This is a genomic window from Neobacillus kokaensis, assembly GCF_014656545.1.
GTDB lineage: Bacteria > Bacillota > Bacilli > Bacillales > Cytobacillaceae > Neobacillus > Neobacillus kokaensis.
In genome coordinates, this window is record NZ_BNDS01000007.1 from 194412 (window position 1) to 212743 (window position 18332).

The 18332-nt window shown below is 37.8% G+C and carries 20 protein-coding genes and 1 riboswitch; of the genes, 10 read left to right on the forward strand and 10 right to left on the reverse strand.

The annotated features are described in order from the left end of the window. Positions 1–137 precede the first annotated feature (137 nt). From IE222_RS10660 to thiT, 6 genes are all read right to left on the reverse strand, one after another. Positions 138–2192, reverse strand: a complete 2055-nt coding sequence (locus tag IE222_RS10660; RefSeq protein ID WP_191272565.1) for a transglycosylase domain-containing protein — start codon at positions 2190–2192, stop codon at positions 138–140. 102 nt (positions 2193–2294) lie between these two features. Further along, entirely contained in the window at positions 2295–2762 is a 468-nt protein-coding gene (locus IE222_RS10665) for a helix-turn-helix transcriptional regulator (RefSeq protein WP_191272567.1), read from the reverse strand. A 107-nt stretch (positions 2763–2869) separates the two neighbouring features. Further along, positions 2870–3025, reverse strand: a complete 156-nt coding sequence (locus tag IE222_RS10670) for a FeoB-associated Cys-rich membrane protein (protein WP_191272569.1) — start codon at positions 3023–3025, stop codon at positions 2870–2872. A 20-nt stretch (positions 3026–3045) separates the two neighbouring features. After that, complete coding sequence (gene feoB, locus IE222_RS10675; protein ID WP_191272571.1) at positions 3046–5049, reverse strand: ferrous iron transport protein B; 2004 nt, start codon at positions 5047–5049, stop codon at positions 3046–3048. Further along, the gene (locus tag IE222_RS10680; protein WP_191272573.1) at positions 5049–5273 is read right to left on the reverse strand and encodes a FeoA family protein; all 225 of its coding nucleotides are present in this window, start codon (positions 5271–5273) and stop codon (positions 5049–5051) included. Before IE222_RS10680 ends, feoB begins: the two co-directional genes overlap by 1 nt. Positions 5274–5420: 147 nt before the next feature. Further along, complete coding sequence (thiT, locus tag IE222_RS10685) at positions 5421–6008, reverse strand: energy-coupled thiamine transporter ThiT (RefSeq protein ID WP_223282644.1); 588 nt, start codon at positions 6006–6008, stop codon at positions 5421–5423. A gap of 76 nt (positions 6009–6084) precedes the next feature. Then, positions 6085–6192: riboswitch (TPP riboswitch) on the reverse strand. A gap of 129 nt (positions 6193–6321) precedes the next feature. On the opposite strand from thiT, the gene IE222_RS10690 reads away from it, so the two are divergent. The 5 genes from IE222_RS10690 (at position 6322) to IE222_RS10710 (ending at position 10664) form a co-directional block, all read left to right on the forward strand. Next, complete coding sequence (locus tag IE222_RS10690; protein ID WP_191272577.1) at positions 6322–6882, forward strand: GNAT family N-acetyltransferase; 561 nt, start codon at positions 6322–6324, stop codon at positions 6880–6882. Between the two features lie 190 nt (positions 6883–7072). Next, positions 7073–8380, forward strand: a complete 1308-nt coding sequence (locus IE222_RS10695) for a hemolysin family protein (protein WP_191272579.1) — start codon at positions 7073–7075, stop codon at positions 8378–8380. A gap of 133 nt (positions 8381–8513) precedes the next feature. Continuing rightward, entirely contained in the window at positions 8514–8948 is a 435-nt protein-coding gene (locus tag IE222_RS10700) for a MerR family transcriptional regulator (protein WP_223282645.1), read from the forward strand. Positions 8949–9010: 62 nt separating this feature from the next. Further along, positions 9011–10363: a hemolysin family protein gene (locus IE222_RS10705; RefSeq protein ID WP_191272580.1), complete on the forward strand. Its 1353-nt coding sequence runs from the start codon at positions 9011–9013 to the stop codon at positions 10361–10363. A 115-nt stretch (positions 10364–10478) separates the two neighbouring features. Next, complete coding sequence (locus IE222_RS10710) at positions 10479–10664, forward strand: hypothetical protein (protein ID WP_191272582.1); 186 nt, start codon at positions 10479–10481, stop codon at positions 10662–10664. Positions 10665–10707: 43 nt separating this feature from the next. On the opposite strand, the gene IE222_RS10715 is transcribed toward IE222_RS10710, so the two are convergent. Both IE222_RS10715 and IE222_RS10720 read right to left on the reverse strand, forming a co-directional pair. Beyond that, positions 10708–11004, reverse strand: a complete 297-nt coding sequence (locus tag IE222_RS10715) for a hypothetical protein (RefSeq protein WP_191272584.1) — start codon at positions 11002–11004, stop codon at positions 10708–10710. Positions 11005–11109: 105 nt separating this feature from the next. Then, positions 11110–11367, reverse strand: a complete 258-nt coding sequence (locus tag IE222_RS10720; RefSeq protein ID WP_191272586.1) for a CGCGG family putative rSAM-modified RiPP protein — start codon at positions 11365–11367, stop codon at positions 11110–11112. A 240-nt stretch (positions 11368–11607) separates the two neighbouring features. Here IE222_RS10720 and IE222_RS10725 point away from each other — a divergent pair, with 240 nt between their 5' ends. The 4 genes from IE222_RS10725 (at position 11608) to IE222_RS10740 (ending at position 14496) form a co-directional block, all read left to right on the forward strand. Continuing rightward, positions 11608–11913 (forward strand): HesB/YadR/YfhF family protein, encoded by a 306-nt coding sequence (locus tag IE222_RS10725; RefSeq protein ID WP_191272588.1) that lies wholly within the window; start codon positions 11608–11610, stop codon positions 11911–11913. Positions 11914–12008: 95 nt separating this feature from the next. Further along, a complete protein-coding gene (locus IE222_RS10730; RefSeq protein WP_191272590.1) occupies positions 12009–12575 on the forward strand; it encodes a DUF3939 domain-containing protein in 567 nt (188 codons plus the stop codon). 126 nt (positions 12576–12701) lie between these two features. Then, a complete protein-coding gene (locus tag IE222_RS10735) occupies positions 12702–13958 on the forward strand; it encodes a DUF445 domain-containing protein (RefSeq protein WP_191272592.1) in 1257 nt (418 codons plus the stop codon). Between the two features lie 172 nt (positions 13959–14130). Then, entirely contained in the window at positions 14131–14496 is a 366-nt protein-coding gene (locus IE222_RS10740; RefSeq protein WP_191272593.1) for a cytochrome-c oxidase, read from the forward strand. An 88-nt stretch (positions 14497–14584) separates the two neighbouring features. On the opposite strand, the gene IE222_RS10745 is transcribed toward IE222_RS10740, so the two are convergent. Both IE222_RS10745 and IE222_RS10750 read right to left on the reverse strand, forming a co-directional pair. After that, a complete protein-coding gene (locus IE222_RS10745) occupies positions 14585–15403 on the reverse strand; it encodes a 5'-nucleotidase, lipoprotein e(P4) family (RefSeq protein WP_370465035.1) in 819 nt (272 codons plus the stop codon). Between the two features lie 85 nt (positions 15404–15488). Continuing rightward, positions 15489–16889 carry an amino acid permease gene (locus IE222_RS10750; RefSeq protein ID WP_191272597.1) on the reverse strand — a complete coding sequence of 467 codons (1401 nt, stop codon included), beginning with the start codon at positions 16887–16889 and terminating at the stop codon, positions 15489–15491. 200 nt (positions 16890–17089) lie between these two features. Between IE222_RS10750 and IE222_RS10755 the strand changes: the two genes are divergently transcribed. Beyond that, a complete protein-coding gene (locus tag IE222_RS10755) occupies positions 17090–18328 on the forward strand; it encodes a PucR family transcriptional regulator (protein ID WP_191272599.1) in 1239 nt (412 codons plus the stop codon). The last annotated feature ends 4 nt before the right edge of the window (positions 18329–18332 follow it).

Here is an 18332-nt window from a genome sequence, read left to right on the forward strand (position 1 = left end):
TTTTCCGCACGGGGGCGTGTTTAATAAACCTTTCTATATGAACTTTTTTGGCACTTTTAGGAATAACCTGTTCATTGACTAGAATTATAAGGTAGGAACAAATATTTTCAGCCAGCACCATCATTAAAACACCCTAATTAATGACCATGCCCATGATCTTTACCTTTCCCCTTATTCTTCTCCTGCTTCTTTTTCCATTTATCTTTTTGCTTATTCCATTTCTCTTCCCATTTATGAACTTCATTATTGAAATTATTCTGGAAGTTCTCTAAGATTTTTTCCCGCTCCCTTTTTTCCATTAAAGGGGCAATGTGTGGCACATTAAAGCTTTCAACCGAAGAATTCCGTAAGGCCTCTGTCATGGCTTCACGAAACACAACTGCGGCTCCTGTACCAGTAACAGGGGTAACATAATGCTTGGCATCTGTTTGATCATAGCCTACCCAGATGGCACCGACAAGCTCTGGTGTATAGCCGACAAACCATTGATCCTTCAAACCGTTAATCCCTTGTATAGGCACCTGAGTAGACCCTGTTTTACCCGCCGTTTCGCGTCCAGGGATTTGGGCAGCTTTCCCTGTTCCTTCTTCTACTACACCCAGGAGCATCGTAGTCATGTCATCGGCAACTGCCTTCGTGGTCACCCGCACCGGACTCTCTTTCCACTCGGCAACAACCTTTCCATCAGCATTCACTATTTTCCTAATAACATGGGCATTCACCCGCATCCCCTTATTAGGAAAAACCGAAAACGCCTCCGCCATATCAATGGGCGCAATACCTTTATGCAAGCCTCCAAGAGCAACCGCTAAATTTCGATCTTCCTGATCAAGTGAAATCCCAAAGCGTTTCACCGCATCTAAGCCCTTATCAAGACCGATTTCATTTAAAAGCCAGACGGCTGAAACATTTTTCGACTCTTTGACGGCTTCATACATCGGTACCTCACCAGCGTATTGATGATCATAATTGCTAGGCTGATATGTGCCAAAACTCATTTGCTCATCCTTTAGCATATCCGTAATTTTCCAGCCTTCTTCAAGCGCTGGCGTATAAACAGCTAATGGCTTAAAAGAAGATCCAGGCTGTGCCTTCAATTGTGTGGCACGGTTATAGCCTCTAAAAGTATGTTCCCCGCGACCGCCAACAAGGGCTCTTACACCGCCTGTTTGTGGATCTAATAATACCCCGCCGCTTTGAATAAGCTTATCACCACTGCTGCTTGGAAATAGCTCATCACGCTGATAAGTATCTTCCATTGCGGTCTGCATAGACGGGTCCAGCTCTGTATAAATTTGATAACCGCCTGTCAGCAATTCATCTTGAGAAAGACCATATTGATTAATCGCTTCTGCTAATACCTGGTCAACATAGTAAGGAAACTTCCCTCGGAATGGGTCACTCCCCTTATCATTCAAAACTACCTTTTCCTGCGATGCCTTCTCGTATTGCCCCTCCGAGATAAACCCTTGATTCTTCATTTGCATCAGTACAATATTCCGTCTGTCTATTGCTTTTTCCATATGATCATAAGGGTTTAGGGCCGACGGTGCCTTAATTAACCCAGCGAGCAGGGCAGATTCACTTAGGGAAAGATCCTTTACATCCTTGGCAAAATATTTGCCGGCAGCCTGTTTGATTCCCCATGCACCTTCTCCGAAGTAAATTTGATTTAAATACATCTGCAGGATTTCCGATTTGGTATACTCCCGTTCAACTGCTAACGCCAAAAAGACCTCTTCGAATTTTCGACGCAGTGTTTTTTGCGGTGTCAGCAATGTATTCTTAATCAATTGCTGGGTAATCGTACTGCCTCCCTCTGCCATTGAACCTGCTTTTAAGTCACGGACCAGGGCTCGTGACATACCAATAAAATCAACACCGTTATGCCGATAAAAACGATGATCCTCAATCGCCACAACCGCATTTTTCATAGTATCCGGAACTTGTTGAATTGGAACGCCTTCATTTTTATTAGCAGAGACTTTACTTGCCACCTCGCCATTCAGGTCATAAAAGACAGTTGGCTGGGGAAGTTCATTTTTAAGACCGGATATATCAACATCCTTTGAAAAATAATATAATAAACCGAAAAAACTTAAAATAACAATTAAGGTAGACAGCAGTATAACTTGAATGAAATGACTCTTTCGTAAATAATTCAACATACTGCCAATCTTCTGCTTATTCATAGTGCCTCCTAGATGTAACAAAATTCTTAATGATAGCACGTATAATTTTCGATAATTTCCTTGGTTTTATGACGGTTAGCCACTTAAAACAAAAAGACAGGCTTAAATAGACCCATCTTTTCCCTGTGTTAGTTCCTTAAAACGTAACTGTGATTGTTCCTCATCCAGGCTGCTAAAAATCCGATAGTGCTTATCATCCAATATCCGAAAATGTTTACTTAAAATATTTTGCTGTAAAATGAAACCATTTTCCTTCTGCAGGACCTTCCACCATACCCGCCCGCCTAATGTTTTAGATTTACGAAAATCAACCCCATCCCGGGCAACCGTTTCAATGACTTCAAGAGGTTCATTTCCGAAAAGAAATTGAACCGTCTCTGTTTCGCGGAAAAGAGCACAAATGGCTACAACGGTGGACCAGTTGGCAAGCACTCTTCCCTTTTCAATTTGAACAAGAGTTTTCTTGGAAACACCAATAATTTCAGCCATTTTATCTTGGGTATAGCCTGCTTCTGTCCGAATTAACCGAAGTTTTTCAGAAACCAGCTGGATAATATCATCCCTGTTCATTTGAAACCCTTCCTTCAATAGCATCTAGTGTAATTTTACACAACCTTTGCAAATTTTAAAAGTAAAAGGCTGCTATCACAATAAAGACAGCAGCCTTTTTTCGATATTTATTTCACTTCCGGCGGGAGACCACAGTTACTGGAGCATGAATTCTTCAAATCACATGCAGCACATTTTCCTTTTTTCGATTTATTGATAAATTTCACCATGGCATAGGCCGCGTAACCAAAAATCGCTGTGCCGATCAAGATGCTAGCTATCATAAAATCATCTCCTCAAAAATTTAAACCAGCCCAAACAACTTACCGCCCTGGTAAATAATCAGCGATAACACGTAAGCAATGACCAAAGCATACACGACGGAAAAAACAGTCCATTTCTTCGATCCGGTTTCTTTATATATGGTTGCTGTCGTTGCTAAACATGGAATGTACAACAAAATAAAGACCATAAAACTAAAAGCGGCAAGCGGCGAATAGTAATTGGCCAATAGCCCTTGAAGACTGGAATCATTCGGAACAAAATAAATGATATTCATTGTAGCAATTATCGATTCTTTAGCAAGGAAACCGGTAATTAAGGATGCTGCTGCCTGCCATGTGCCAAAGCCGATTGGCACAAGAACCGGAGCAATCACTCCGCCGATTAATGCTAGAAAACTACGATCCATATCGACATTTATGCCGCCCGGTCCGGCATATGATAACAGCCAAATAAACACCGACCCAGCAAAAATAAATGTCCCTGCTTTTCTGATAAATCCTTTCCCCTTATCCCAAGTGCTTCGCCATAACGACTGAAATTGGGGCAGCCGATATGGCGGCAATTCGATAACAAAAAGAGAAGTTTCCGATTTTAATATTGTAGAAGAGAAGACTTTTGCTAAAATTAACGCCACAATAATTCCAAGAACATATAGACATAAAACAATTAATGCACGCTGTCCGGCAAAAAATGCTCCGACAAATAAGGCATATACCGGCAGGCGTGCTGAACATGACATTAGCGGTGTCAGTAAAATGGTCAGCAGACGTTCCCTTGGGGTTTCAATCGTTCGTGCCGCCATAATTCCTGGGACGTTACAGCCAAAACCAATGATCATCGGTATAAACGCCTTACCGTTCAAGCCCACCGATTCCATGATGCGGTCCATTACTAATGCCACGCGGGCCATATAACCGGAATCTTCTAATAATGAAATAAATAGGAACAAAATGAAAATTTGCGGCACAAACACAAGCACCCCGCCGACTCCGGCAACTAAACCTTGGATGATTAGTGCATGGATAAAATCGGATGCATGGATTGCCGTTAAGACATTCTCTAAGAGATTAGTAATCGGGCCGGTTAAAATGGCATCCAAGGCGTCTGACAATGGAGTACCGATCCAATCAAACGTCAGCATGAACATTAAATACATTAATATTAAGAAAATCGGGATTCCAAAAAATTTATTCGTAACAATCCGGTCGATTTTTTCAGACAACGGAATTACACTGCTGCTCTTAACAGCAGTCTCAGCCATAATTTTTACAATCGTTTCCTTCCTTTTCAGATAAATAAAGCTCGGTAATGTTTTACTTGCATATTGTTTTTTAAGCTCAGATTCCAAGTTGACTAGAATCAAATTCAGCTTCTCTGAATCAGCAATCTCGTAGAAGTAATTTTTGACGTATTCATTACCTTCGAAGTATTGAATTGCTAAAAAACGATGAGAATGCTCTGTTTTACCATCTATTTCTTTAGACAACGCCGATATCGCAGCTTCGACTTCTTTCCCATAATAAACAAGCTTCTTGTTGACCGGTTCCGGTGATTTCGTAGAGATGGCATCGACTAGTCTGTCACAGCCTTTCCCGCTTCTTGCTATAACCGGGACAACCGGCACCCCCAAGGATTTTGACAGCTTCACAGCATCTATTTGAATCCCTCGTTTGTTTGCCACATCGACCATATTAAGACCAATAAGGACGGGTCTTTCAAATTCCAGTAACTGCAGTGTCAAATGCAAATTACGTTCTAGTTGAGAAGCATCTAATATATTTAATAACTGGTTAACTGATTCATGTAAAAAGAAATTTGTGACAACACCTTCATCCCTTGAGAGAGGATTAAGAGTATAAACACCTGGCAAATCAATTAAATGACCTTGTATTTTTTTAAAAATACCAACTTTCTTTTCAACAGTAACACCGCTCCAGTTACCAACATACTCATAAGAACCCGTTAGATTATTAAACAATGATGTTTTTCCTGTATTTGGATTACCAATAAGAGCGATTTCCATTATACTTTCACCACTTCAATTTGAACTGCTTCCTTACGGCGAATGCCGATACATTGACCGCATGATTCAATCATGATCGGTCCCCCAAATGGCATAACACATTTCACACATACTTCAGAACCTTCTGTAATACCTAAGTCAAGCAGCCTTCTTTGTACAAGGTGACTTACATGAGAAAGGTCAACAATTTTTCCTCTTTCTCCCGGTTTAAACGAACTAAACATATACGATCACCCTATCTATGATAAATGAGAATGATTCTCTTTCTATATTGTCATTTTATCACTTTTTTTGATATTAAAATAATAAATTTTTGACAATTATACGAAAAAAAAATTGGAAAGTCAGATGACTTCCAATTTTCTTCTTGGTTATTTCGCCTGCACAAGCATTTTCTTCGGCATCGCACTTATGACGAGGACAACAATAATCGCACTAATGATAAAGCTTGGCAGCATATATGTTCCATTATATAGAAGTGAATAAATCATTACAGGCTGACCTTTTGGAGCATATTCACCGAAAAACACAGCGCCAGAAATGACATGGCAGAAATAACGAAGAAGACTGCCGATAAATGCACCAAAAACGACATATGTAATCCATGTTCCTCTTTTACCTTTTTCATAGGACTGTTTGATTTGACGAGCAAAAACCCCTGCTATGCCAACGACAGTAAAGGCAACAAAATAATCAATGATTCCCTGAACAATTGTATAAATCTGTGCGAATCCCATAATAAATTGCAATAATCCAAGAATAAAGCCAGTTAATAAGCCGCCTTTAATCCCCCAGCGGTAAGCCATAATAAAAATCGGAACCATTGCAATGGAAATGGAACCGCCCTGCGGCCAAATTCTTAATGAAAGAATTCCGGCAAGGAAATCCAATAAATACGCCAGTGCAGAAAATACTGCGACCTCGGAAATAAATAATGTATTGCTTCTTGTCTTGTTCACTTCAAACTCCCCCTTTTGTTTATCTCCAAACACAAAAAAGCAATGCAAACATAGGGGTGTCTGCATTGCTTATACCTTCAGCAACATACCACATCCCTACGCTAGCGTTAACTAACAGGTTCAAAGGGTTAGAACTTACTTGTTCACTCTCAGCCGCATACGTGCAGCTCCCCTTGTGGAACAGCTATCAAATTTAACTCAACTATACAACGGTTACAAAGCTAACACAAGAAAAATCTCCTATTTGCTTTAGAAAAAGCACCCATATCTTCCTTCCTCATATCATATAGTAAAAATTTTAGGAGTTTAGCCCATGTTTACATTAAAGGTCGATCATGAAATAGAGCTGCTGTTATTGCAGCGGCATCATGCCATGAAAATGTTTCAGCTTGTGGAAGATAACCGTGCCCATTTACGTGAATGGCTTCCTTGGGTGGATAATATGAGGACTCCCTATGATTTTGAGAATTTAATCCCTATCTGGCTTAATCAATTTGCTGAGAATAGTGCCTACAATTTAGGGATTCTTTATAGGGGAGAGTTAGTCGGGGCGATTGGGATTCATCAAATCGACTGGTATAATAAAATCGCAAGTGTAGGCTACTATCTAACAAAAGATGCAGAAGGAAAAGGGATCATTTCACGTTCCGTTAAAGCCCTGCTGAACTATGCTTATTTCGAGTTGGGATTAAACAGAATCGAAATACGCTGTGGTGTAAAAAACAAGAAAAGTCGTGCTATTCCGGAGCGATTAGCCTTTATTCGCGAAGGTACGATCAGGGATGGTGAACTTTTAAATGGATATTACCATGATATAATAATTTATAGCATGCTTGCTCGTGAATGGAATGGCATGCATCGAGCGATTAAATGATTAAACTACCGTTTAGCTGCTTCTAAGGCAGCTTTTTTATATTGTAAAATTCGTTGGATTTGCTAATCAAATTATTTTTTGAAATAATATAGTAAGCTTAAAACGAACTGTACATATAAATTGCATGTAAAACTAAAGATTCAGTAATCTTGTAAGTGAGGTGGCATGCCTTCCCTTTGTAAGGCGACCGATGATTTGGATAAATGTCATAATTATTGCACTCCTTATTGCCTTTACAGCTTTTTTTGTAGCCTCAGAATTTGCCATTGTAAGGGTACGGACAACAAGAATAGATCAACTAATAATAGAAGGAAATACGAAAGCAGAAGCGGCAAAAAAAGTTATTTCCAATATGGATGGTTATCTTTCTGCCACCCAGATTGGAATTACTGTGACATCGCTCATTTTAGGATGGCGGGGCGAGTCGACAGTCCGGGAACTCTTAAAACCGATTTTTGATTTGATCCCTATGCCCTTTTCAGTAAATCAAATTATTTCCTTTATCTTGGCATTCGCCATTATTACTTTTTTTAACGTTGTCATTGGTGAATTAGCACCAAAAACATTTGCTATTCAAAAAGCTGAAGAAATTATACTGCAAATTGCAAAACCGCTTATCTTGTTCTACCGAATTATGTATCCGTTTATTTGGATTCTTAATCATTCGGCGCGCTTTGTCACAGGATTATTCGGAATTAAGCCGGCTTCAGAAAATGATATTGTAATGTCTGAAGAGGAATTAAGAATGATTCTATCCCAAAGCTATGAAAGCGGAGAAATTAACCAATCTGAATACAGCTACATGAATAACATCTTTGAATTTGATGATCGCATAGCCAAAGAAATCATGGTACCAAGAACTGAAGTTATTACGATTTCAAAGGATGCTTCATTAACTGAAATTATTGAAACCGTTAAAGAAGAAAAATATACTCGTTACCCAGTTATTGATGGTGACAAAGATAATATTTTAGGTATAGTGAATATTAAGGAAGTATTAACAGATTGTATTCAGCAAAAATGCTTAGGGAAAGAACCGCTTAACGAATACATTAAGCCAGTCATTCATGTAATCGAAACCATTCCCATTAAAGAATTACTGATCAAGCTTCAGAAAAACCGCTCTCACTTAGCCATATTATCCGACGAGTACGGCGGTACAGCAGGTATTGTTACTGTAGAGGATATTCTAGAAGAGATTGTCGGAGAAATAAGGGATGAATTTGATCTCGATGAACTTCCTCTTATTCAAAAGGTCGGGGAACAGCACTTTATTTTAGATGGTAAAGTCTTAATTGGTGAGGTCAACGACCTGTTAGGTACAACCTTGGAAGAAGAAGATGTAGATACAATCGGCGGCTGGTTTTTAACACAAAAGTTTGATGTCCATAAAGGCGATACACTTGAAAGCGATGGTTTCGTTTTTCAAATAACAGAAATCGAAGGTCATCATATATTATATATAGAGGTAAAAAAATTAGCTAAGTCCCCTGAATAAGGGGACTTTTTATTTACTAAAATATTTTCATATTTATGACATTCGCTCCATAAGATGTAGAAATACACGTATACTCTAACCAGAACGTTTGACTGTATGGTTTATTTATTTTATAATAGTTGTTAATTTATATTTGTTGAGGTGGTATGATGGGGCTGTCTATCGAATTGGTGAACTAGCAGAACGAGCAATGGTTTCGAAACGAACCATTGACTATTACACGTCTATCGGCTTGCTAAAGGCGGAGCGCTCAAAGTCCAATTACCGCATCTATTCCGATGAATCCTTGCATGATTTAAAATTTATCGAAGAATGTAAGAATCTGCATTTTCCATTAGATGAGATTAAGAGAAAGCTAGAAATGCGGAAGGCTGGGAATATCCGCGCTTCAGAAGTTGATAAACATGTTATCGCTGTTACACAGCAAATGAAACAACTGCACAGTGATTTATTTGATTTAATTCCTATTTTGGAAAATTTAGATGACGAGCAAAAGGAAAAGTTAATAAATAATTTAAGCTTGCTTAGGGCTGCATTAAAGAAATCATTAGTAAAGGTTTCAATTTAATTTTTTAAATTACCGGGAGGTGACACCTTACCCGTCTTAACAAACGGGCTAAGGGAACTTATTTGGACATATTTAACTTGGTTTTAATAGCCATTTTAATTGCATTAACTGCTTTTTTCGTAGCTTCGGAATTTGCAATTGTAAAAATCAGAAGCTCAAGAATCGATCAGTTAATCGAAGAAGGAAATTCGAAGGCTGTTTCCGCAAAAAGGGTAATTTCTAATCTGGATGAATACTTGTCGGCTTGTCAGCTTGGTATTACTATTACCGCTTTAGGTTTAGGTTGGATTGGGGAGGCCACAATTGAGCATCTGCTTGGACCAGTTTTCCGTGAGTTGAATATTCCCGACAATGCTGTGAAGATTTTATCGATTTCGATTGCCTTTGCAACGATTACCTTTTTACACGTTGTTGTTGGAGAGCTCGCACCGAAAACCCTGGCCATTCAAAAGGCAGAATGGATCTCGCTTAATTTATCTCGTCCGCTGATTCTCTTTTATAAAATCATGTATCCAGCTATTTGGGTATTAAATGGATCAGCTCGGGTTGTTTCCCGCCTGTTTGGATTGAAGCCGGTTTCAGAAAATGAAATTGCACATACCGAAGAAGAGCTTCGAATCATCCTTTCGGAAAGCTATAAAAGTGGTGAAATTAACCAGTCTGAGTTTAAGTATGTAAATAAAATTTTTGATTTTGATGATCGAATAGCCAAAGAAATTATGGTCCCGCGAACAGAGATTGTTTCATTATCGAAGGATGACACAATAGAAACTCTTCTTGAGGTGATTCGTGAAGAGAAATTTACCCGCTATCCCATCATTGATGGAGATAAGGACCATATTATCGGGCTGATTAATATTAAGGAAGTCATGACTGATCTTATTGGAAATGGTAATTTAACGGCTATAACGCTGGAAAATTACACCCGGCCGATCATTAGGGTAATTGAAACAATTCCCATTCATGACCTACTCGTTAAAATGCAAAAAGACCGCATGCATATGGCAGTTTTAATGGATGAATACGGCGGTACTTCAGGTCTTGTAACAGTTGAAGATATCTTAGAGGAAATCGTCGGTGAAATTCGCGATGAGTTTGATATGGATGAAATTCCTGAAATCCGCAAAGTAAAAGAACACCATTATATTATTGATTCCAAAGTTTTGGTATCTGAAGTAAATGATTTATTAGGTGTCGAAATTAATGATGAAGATGTTGATACAATTGGTGGCTGGATTTTAACGGAAAATTATGAAGCCAAAGAAGGCGACATCATTCTTCATGACTCTTATGAATTTAAAATCATTGAAATGGAAGAACACCATATTAAATATATTGAAGTTTCAAAGAGAGCAAATGATGACGAAGTCGGTGTACAACAAATAGCTATCCCAAAATCAGAAGTCCTTTATTAATATTATCTAAAAAGCCAAACCATTTCGGTTTGGTTTTTTTGGGTTTAAAAATAGGATAATTATCCTATTCCCTCTCTCCTGCTCCTGCATATCCTACTAGCAAGGAGGGATGAAAATGAATCAAGCAGCTTATCTGTTTTTAGCATGTATTTTGGCAGGGTTCGCCTTAGTCAAAATGCCTACGATTTCTTTTCTAGCTAGTTTGTCATCATTATTTAATGTTGTAGGAGCACTTGCCATTCTTGTCTTTTCTGCCGCAACACTATATCTAGGCGTCAAAGGACTATTTAAGAAACTTTGATATATAAAGAGACCAGGTGGAACATTTGCCTGGTCTCTTGCTATTATCTATTCTTTAAAATTAATATTTCTTCCTCTGCTTTTGCAATTTTGACCAGATGGGAATCAAGGCGGCGATTTATATGCTGAATATCGTGCTTCTGTGTTTCTTCCATACGCTGTAAGGAATCTTTAATATCTGATAAATCAATCTGATTGACAGTTACTCGATGCTCAATGCTATCCACCTTTTCTAATCTCGAAAGCCTTTTTTCGATATTCTCCAATGTCTCATTAAACATATTAATAAGTGTTTTTATATCATTAACATTTTCAGAAAGCCTTGTGAATTCACGCTCCATAGGTCAAAAACTCCTTTTCTAATTTCTTTCATCATATCATCATTCTTACCATTTTAATGTTACAAAAAGAGTAACAATTAAGAATCACAATTATCCATAGGTCGCTTACAGCTTCCAAACCCTTAGAACATACCCGCCGCATCCACACTGATCAATAAATTTGACTCTTATCTTATTTGGATAAAGCTCTTCGATTAAAGGCTGCAAATAATCCTCCGGGCTGCCAAAAGCTGATGAAGTGACTAAATTTACATAGCACCCTGCGGCTGTTTCTTCCACCGCTCTCAAAGCATCCTTAATGATAAGATCGATATCCTGCTCATATTCGTCATGCTCTAAATCCTTCGTCCAATCTTTATTCATATATTCCCCACCAGCCTATTTATTAACTACCTTTATTTAAACTCATTTTGCAAAATAGCATATTGATTTAGTTCACACTTTAACATCCTTAAATTTGAACATTTTATTACAACAACAGTACATGAATCAGTTTGTGAGTTATATCATAGGCAATTCCAGAAAAAAATTATACCCTTTTATTAAAGTCTTATAATCTTTTATGCAAACAAACACTCCTTTAAAAAGGTTGGTGCATACAATATGTTCTTATCAATCGATGAAAAAGCAGCAGCATGGTTTACTCAAGAATTTGATTACCACAAGCCTTTCACTGTAAGAATGTTCCCGCAATATGCAGGCTTAGGGGCAAAGCATAAAGGCTACAGCTTAGCATTTTCGCTTGAAACACCAGAAAATAAAGCATTTTCTAAAGAAATTAATGGGATCACATTCTTTGTCGAAAGTAATGATTTATGGTTCTTCGAAGATACAGAAACATATTTATCAGTTGATGAACATCTAGAGGAACTGACGATTAAATACAGAAACGAAAATCATGTACATTAACAAAAAAGGTATCTGCCTTTATGCAGCAGATACCTTTTTTGTTAATATTTATATATAATAGAGAGTAAGAATATAATTTAAAGGAGAAGGTTGTTATGTCCCCCCTTTCCTTCAGTTGGATCTTCGGTGTTATTATTGTCGGCTTTGTTGTTTACTTCATCATTAAATTCTTTATATCACCTAGTCAAAAAGGATTAAAAGACGAACTGGCTTCGGCGAAAAATTATCCAACTATTGATGTTACTTTAGACGATGTCCGCATGTCCATTAGGAAATTTTCCGAGAAGCTCCCGAAAGGAGTCTATCGAACCATCCTAGTCCAAGATGACCACAGCATTGACTTCCATCAGTTAGCTCATATACTTGGCGGAATTCCTACAAGAAAATTCTATATGTCAAAGGAAACCTACGATTTATTTGAAGAAGATGAACGGCATATTCCACCGGCAATGGATATGGTGCAAAAAGCGGTCGACCGCTATGTAGAAGAACGTAAAGAATTTCCTTTGTTAAGCTATGACCCGCTGAGAAGGGTAAATTATTATCAATTATTACAGGAAAACTATCTCAAAGCGGCCCCGGAGATCGAATTTTACATTACCGAGCTCGATGGACTAATTACACATAATCAGCCTGAAAAAAAAGGCACTTCTCAATTGTGAGAAGTGTTTTATCTTTATACCCTGCTTCTTCAGTCATTTCTGTTTGTGTAATCCACTGTTTTTCGTTATATTAGTTCTTGACCTGATATTCGAAAAAATGATTATACAAAACGAGGAGCTTTTAAGATGGAAAAAACGAAAAAAAACACCCGGCATTTAGCGACTATTTCTCTCGCTGTAATGGCTGCCGGTTTTCTGATTACCATTCCATTAGAGCCATCCCTTTGGAAAACAATCCTACAGGGTGGCTTTGAGGCAGGATTGGTTGGTGGCCTAGCTGATTGGTTTGCCGTAACCGCCTTATTTCGACACCCGCTTGGTGTTCCAATACCACATACGGCACTATTACCAAAAAATCGCGACAAAATTACCGCGAAAATTATTTCAATGATAGAAAATGATTGGCTGACCAAGGAAAGTATTCGGTCAAAGATCCATTCGTTCCAAATTAGTGAAAATTTATTTACTTTAGCCGAAAAGGAAATTCAGTCTCAAGCAGCAAAGAAAAATATTATTTCTTTACTGCAGCATTTTATCAAACTAATTGATGTTAATAAAATAGCCCCAATACTAGAAAAAGAAATTAAGGTACGGCTAAAAGAGGTCGACATTAAAAATTATCTGCCTTTATTAATCGACCAAATTTCCCATCGAAAATACGATGAAAAAACACTGGATTTTGTTTTAAAAGAAGTAGATGAATGGGCAAAGAGAGACAGTACAAAGTATCGTCTTGGGGGTATGGCTGTTGAGATGATTGAAAATATTAAAGCGGATGGTTTCATGCAGTTTGCCTTACGATCCTTTAGCAGCCTCGTAAACGAGGAGAAATTAGGAAATATTATTCAGAATCTTATTGTAAAAGGGGTCGACAGCTTCCGTGACCCGTACAATCAAAATCGGCAGACATTACTGCATCACATTCAGCAAAAACTAGAAAGTCTCAAATCAGATGAAAAGGTTTATGAAGAACTTGAACACTTTAGGACACAAATAATAGACCGTTGGCAGCCGGAAGAAAAAATTATCAAGCTGCTAACAGAGCTCCAGCAAAAAGCATTAGATTTTATAGCAGATCCTAACTTTTACGACCAATATGCCCTTCCGTTTATTACTGCTAATCTTAAGAAGCTAAAAGCTGACGAAGAGAAAGTTCATCAGTTTGAGGCCTGGATAAAGGGGCAAATTTCTAACTTTATAGACCATAACCACTCAAAAATTGGTACACTTGTAAAAGAGAATTTAGATAAATTAGATACGATGACGTTGACCAATATGATTGAATCAAATGTCGGTAAAGACCTTCAGTGGATCCGCGTAAACGGTGCAGTATGCGGGTTTTTAATCGGGCTTGTTCTTGTAGGGATAAAGGCCCTATTTTAAGATTTTGTTTTAAAAGACCTTCTAAAGATGGAGGTCTTTTTTCATTTATTATTCTGCAATATTCTCCAAAAAAAAACTTTTCTCGTCCCATTAAATCAAAGTTCTATCTTTTTATCCCCCTTCATATTTAGTACTGTAGTCATATTTATTAATTTAAAAAGGAGGCTTGCAGATGGGAGTTAAGTTTATTAAAGTGTCCGTATGTTACTTTGTCATTGGAGTTTGTTTAGGGATGTACATGTCCATGACTGAAAAATTTACTTTTACCCCTGTACATGTTCACGTTAATTTATTAGGCTGGACAGCAATGACCCTTGCCGGTCTGATTTATGTAGCTTTTCCTAGTGCATCAGAGACCAGACTCGCTAAAATTCATTTTTGGGGGCATAATCTTGCACTGCCAGTGATGATGATTGGGCTTGCATTTTTAATTTCCGGTGTTTCAGCTGCTGGGACTGCTGTTGCTATCGGCGGCACAGTTATGGTTTTAAGCATCATTATTTTTGCAATAAATATTCTCCTTCATGTAAAGAACTAGGAAAAACAGAACTATTAAATGTTATTTTTATCATTCATCTTATTTTTACAAAAACGCTGCAGCCATTACCGCAGCGTTTTTGTTTCCTTTATGGCTCACTGATTTGGAGGTGATCTTTTCTGAGTCTCTCAATTTCTTCCCATGATTTTTTTTTGTCAAAATCATAGATGGCCCCCTCCCAATCACCATACATCGGGTTAGGGAACACAATCAGTTTTTTACCGAACTCTTCCCTCATTTTATCAACAGCTTCAATTCTGCCGTTATCACTTAAACCATCAAACCCACTAAAATCACCAAGATTATCGCCAAATAACAGCAAAATGTCATGGGTTTTTGCTACGTGGCGGCGGCGGGTTTCCTTCCCATTTTCATTCTTCTGCTGCAGCAGAACATGTTCTTCATCGGCTTGCGGTGCCCCGACATTTTGTAAATTTTTAATGGTTGCTTGTTTTTGGGCTTCTTGACGATTTGAAATATAAAAAATTTTAATTCCCTTTGAATCAGCGTATTGCAGGAAATCTAGTGCTCCGGGAAGTAATTTTGCTTCAGCCCGATTAAACCATTTACTCCAATCAAACGTGTTTCCCTTTCCATTTACCACAAATGTGGCCTGATACGGACTATTATCCAAAACTGTTTCATCAATATCAAGGACGATTGCTGGTTTTAACGCTCGATTATACTGCTTTTTCTTAAGAATTTCGTTTAATCTTAATTTCCCAATATTATATCCTTGATAATACAACGCTTTCGCTTCGCCGGCGTTTTGAAACCATAGTATGGACATTGTATTCTGTTCATAAAGATGGGCTGGCGGATTTCTTGAAGGTTCAGCATGAGCAATCATACTGGTTTGTATAAACGTTAATGCAGCAGCTGTTAACATCAATAATTTTTTCATTATTATCTTCTCCTATTTTTCTTTTTCTTGTTAGTATGTGGAAAAACAAAAAAAAAATGAGACCTGCTTCCAGGTCCCACTTTTTCTATTAACTCACTTTTGGTTGATGAGATATTTTTTTATTATCCCGCTTATTGAACCCTTTTCCATAGTAAAAAGCTACCAAGAGAAGCAGCCAGAGCGGCCCAATGATCAAAGCAATTCTTGTATCCTCACTAAATACCATCAAGACTATTACAAATGCCAAGAAAGCTAATGAAATATAAGATGTGTACGGAAAAAACGGCATTTTATATTTCATCCGTTTCACTTCATCTGGCTTAAGGGACTTTCGATAACGAATTTGTGATATTAAAATAATCCCCCATGTCCAAATTGCACCGAAAGTAGCAATACTTGTTACCCAGGTAAAAACCTTGGCCGGAACTATATAGTTTAACAGGACACCGATCAATAAAGCAACAGCAGATGCCAAAACAGCAAATCCCGGTACTCCAGTTTTAGTTACTTTTCCAAAGCTTTTTGGAGCTTCGCCATGCGCTGCCAAATCAAATAGCATTCTCGCTGTGCTAAAAATACCACTGTTACAGGAAGACAAAGCAGCAGTTAAGACTACAAAGTTAATAATACCGGCTGCACCCTTAATTCCAATTTGTTCAAAGGTAAGAACAAATGGACTCCCTTTTGTTCCAATTTCTTCCCATGGATAAATGGACATAATAACAAATAAAGCACCTACATAAAATAATAGAATTCGCCAAAATACAGTATCAATAGCCCGTGACAGCGACTTTTCCGGATTTTTCACTTCCCCTGCTGTTACCCCGATCATTTCAATTCCAAGGTAGGCAAACATTACCATTTGCAGGGATAATAACACACCTTTTATGCCATGCGGGAACATTCCGCCATGATTCCATAAGTTGCTGATTCCTGTAGCAATACCGCCATTACCGAAGCCGAAGAAAATCATTCCGGCGCCGACAATGATCATTGCAACAATGGTCACTATTTTTATAAGCGCAAACCAAAATTCCAATTCTCCATAAACTTTTACTGCAATAACATTAACACTCGCCATAATGATTAAAGACGCCAAGGCCCATATCCAGCGCGGAACCGTTGGAAACCAATATTCCATATAGATACCGACAGCAGTAATTTCCGCCATACATGTTACTACCCATAAAAACCAATAGTTCCAGCCTGTAATATATCCGGCAAGCGGTCCTAAGTACTCTCTAGCATAGGTGCTAAACGATCCCGCGACAGGTCTTTGAATAGCCATTTCCCCCAGTGCTCTCATGATAAAAAACATGATCAATCCACTGAATGCATAGCCTAGCAAAATCCCTGGTCCTGCCATTTTAATTGCTGTGGCTGAACCCAGGAATAACCCCACCCCGATAGCTGCCCCTAGGGACATTAAGGTAATGTGTCTTTCTTCCAAACCACGCTGCAATTCTTTTCCTTGATGTTCTGGACTCATTTTTCCATCCCCCAATTGGAACTCGAATTTATTGAATTTTTATTTTAAAATAATAAGCTGAATATTATTTTAACATTGTTTTACTATTTTTTTGAATGTATTTTGTAAAAAAACATGAAATATACCTACGTTTTTTGTAAAATTAAACAAAGAGATTAGAATAATGAATTGTTTTTGTTTTTTTATGATGGAGGTTACTTATGTATAACGGTTTATATGATCCTTTTAAAATTGATTTCGACAGTTTAGATGAATTAGCTGACAGAATTAGCCAAGTGCTTGAATGCCCCGTCACCATTGAAGACTCTAATCATCGCCTGCTTGCCTATAGTACACATGATGAACGAACGGATCCGGCGAGGATCGCAACAATTATCGGTCGCAGAGTGCCCGAAAAGGTAATTAATCAACTGTGGAAAGAAGGAACGATTCCTGCCCTGCTTTCAACGAAAGATCCGATACGGGTAAATAATATGAATGAAATCGGGCTCGGCCACCGGGTAGCCATCTCTATTTGGAAACAGGAAGAAGTTTTGGGGTTTATTTGGGCCTTAGAGATAAATAAAACATTAACTGAGGAAGATTATTTATTATTAAAAAAGGCTGCTGATTCGGCTAAAAATAAACTTTTACAGCTGCAGACACGGAAAAATAAAAAGGAAGAGCGGTTTCAGGAATTTTTTTGGAAGCTGTTAACAGGACATTTACACAATCGTGAAGAAATAATCAAGCATTTTCATTCGTTGCAAATTCCTGCTGCTTCCTCATATTCATTACTTGTTTTTCAGTTCCAGCAAAACTTGACAAGTAAAGAGGAACAAAACATTTCGTACTTATTAAAAACAAACCAGCGCTTGAAAATTTTACTGCATACTATTGATTGTAATCAGCTTATTCTGCTTGTTTCGGCAGATAACATTCAAAACACTTTTGATGAACTTACCAAATTTGTAGATTTATTTATCTACAAAATGAATATACGGTACGGAGTAACTAAAATCACACCCGTATTTAGCAGAATCTATCACGACTACTCCAACATAACAAAAGCATACAACGAGACACTTGAAGTCCTTTCGATTAAAAATCAGTTTCCTGATGAAACTAAAAATATTTATACGTATCAAAAGTTAGGGATTTATCAATTCTTCCATGTGCTTCTGCAAAAGAGAAAAAATGACAGCTATGAAAGTTACACGTTAAAAATGCTCGGAGAATACGACGAAAAACATAACAGTAATCTACTCGAAACTCTTGATGTATTCTTAACTAAAGATACGAATATCAATGATGCTGCGAAGGAACTAAATGTCCATGCGAATACGTTAAATTACCGCTTAAAAAGAATTGCAGAAATAGGGGATGTTGATTTTAAAGATCCTAATCAAAAAATGACCCTATATATTGATTTAAAGCTGCAAAAATATCAAGGAATATAAGTGT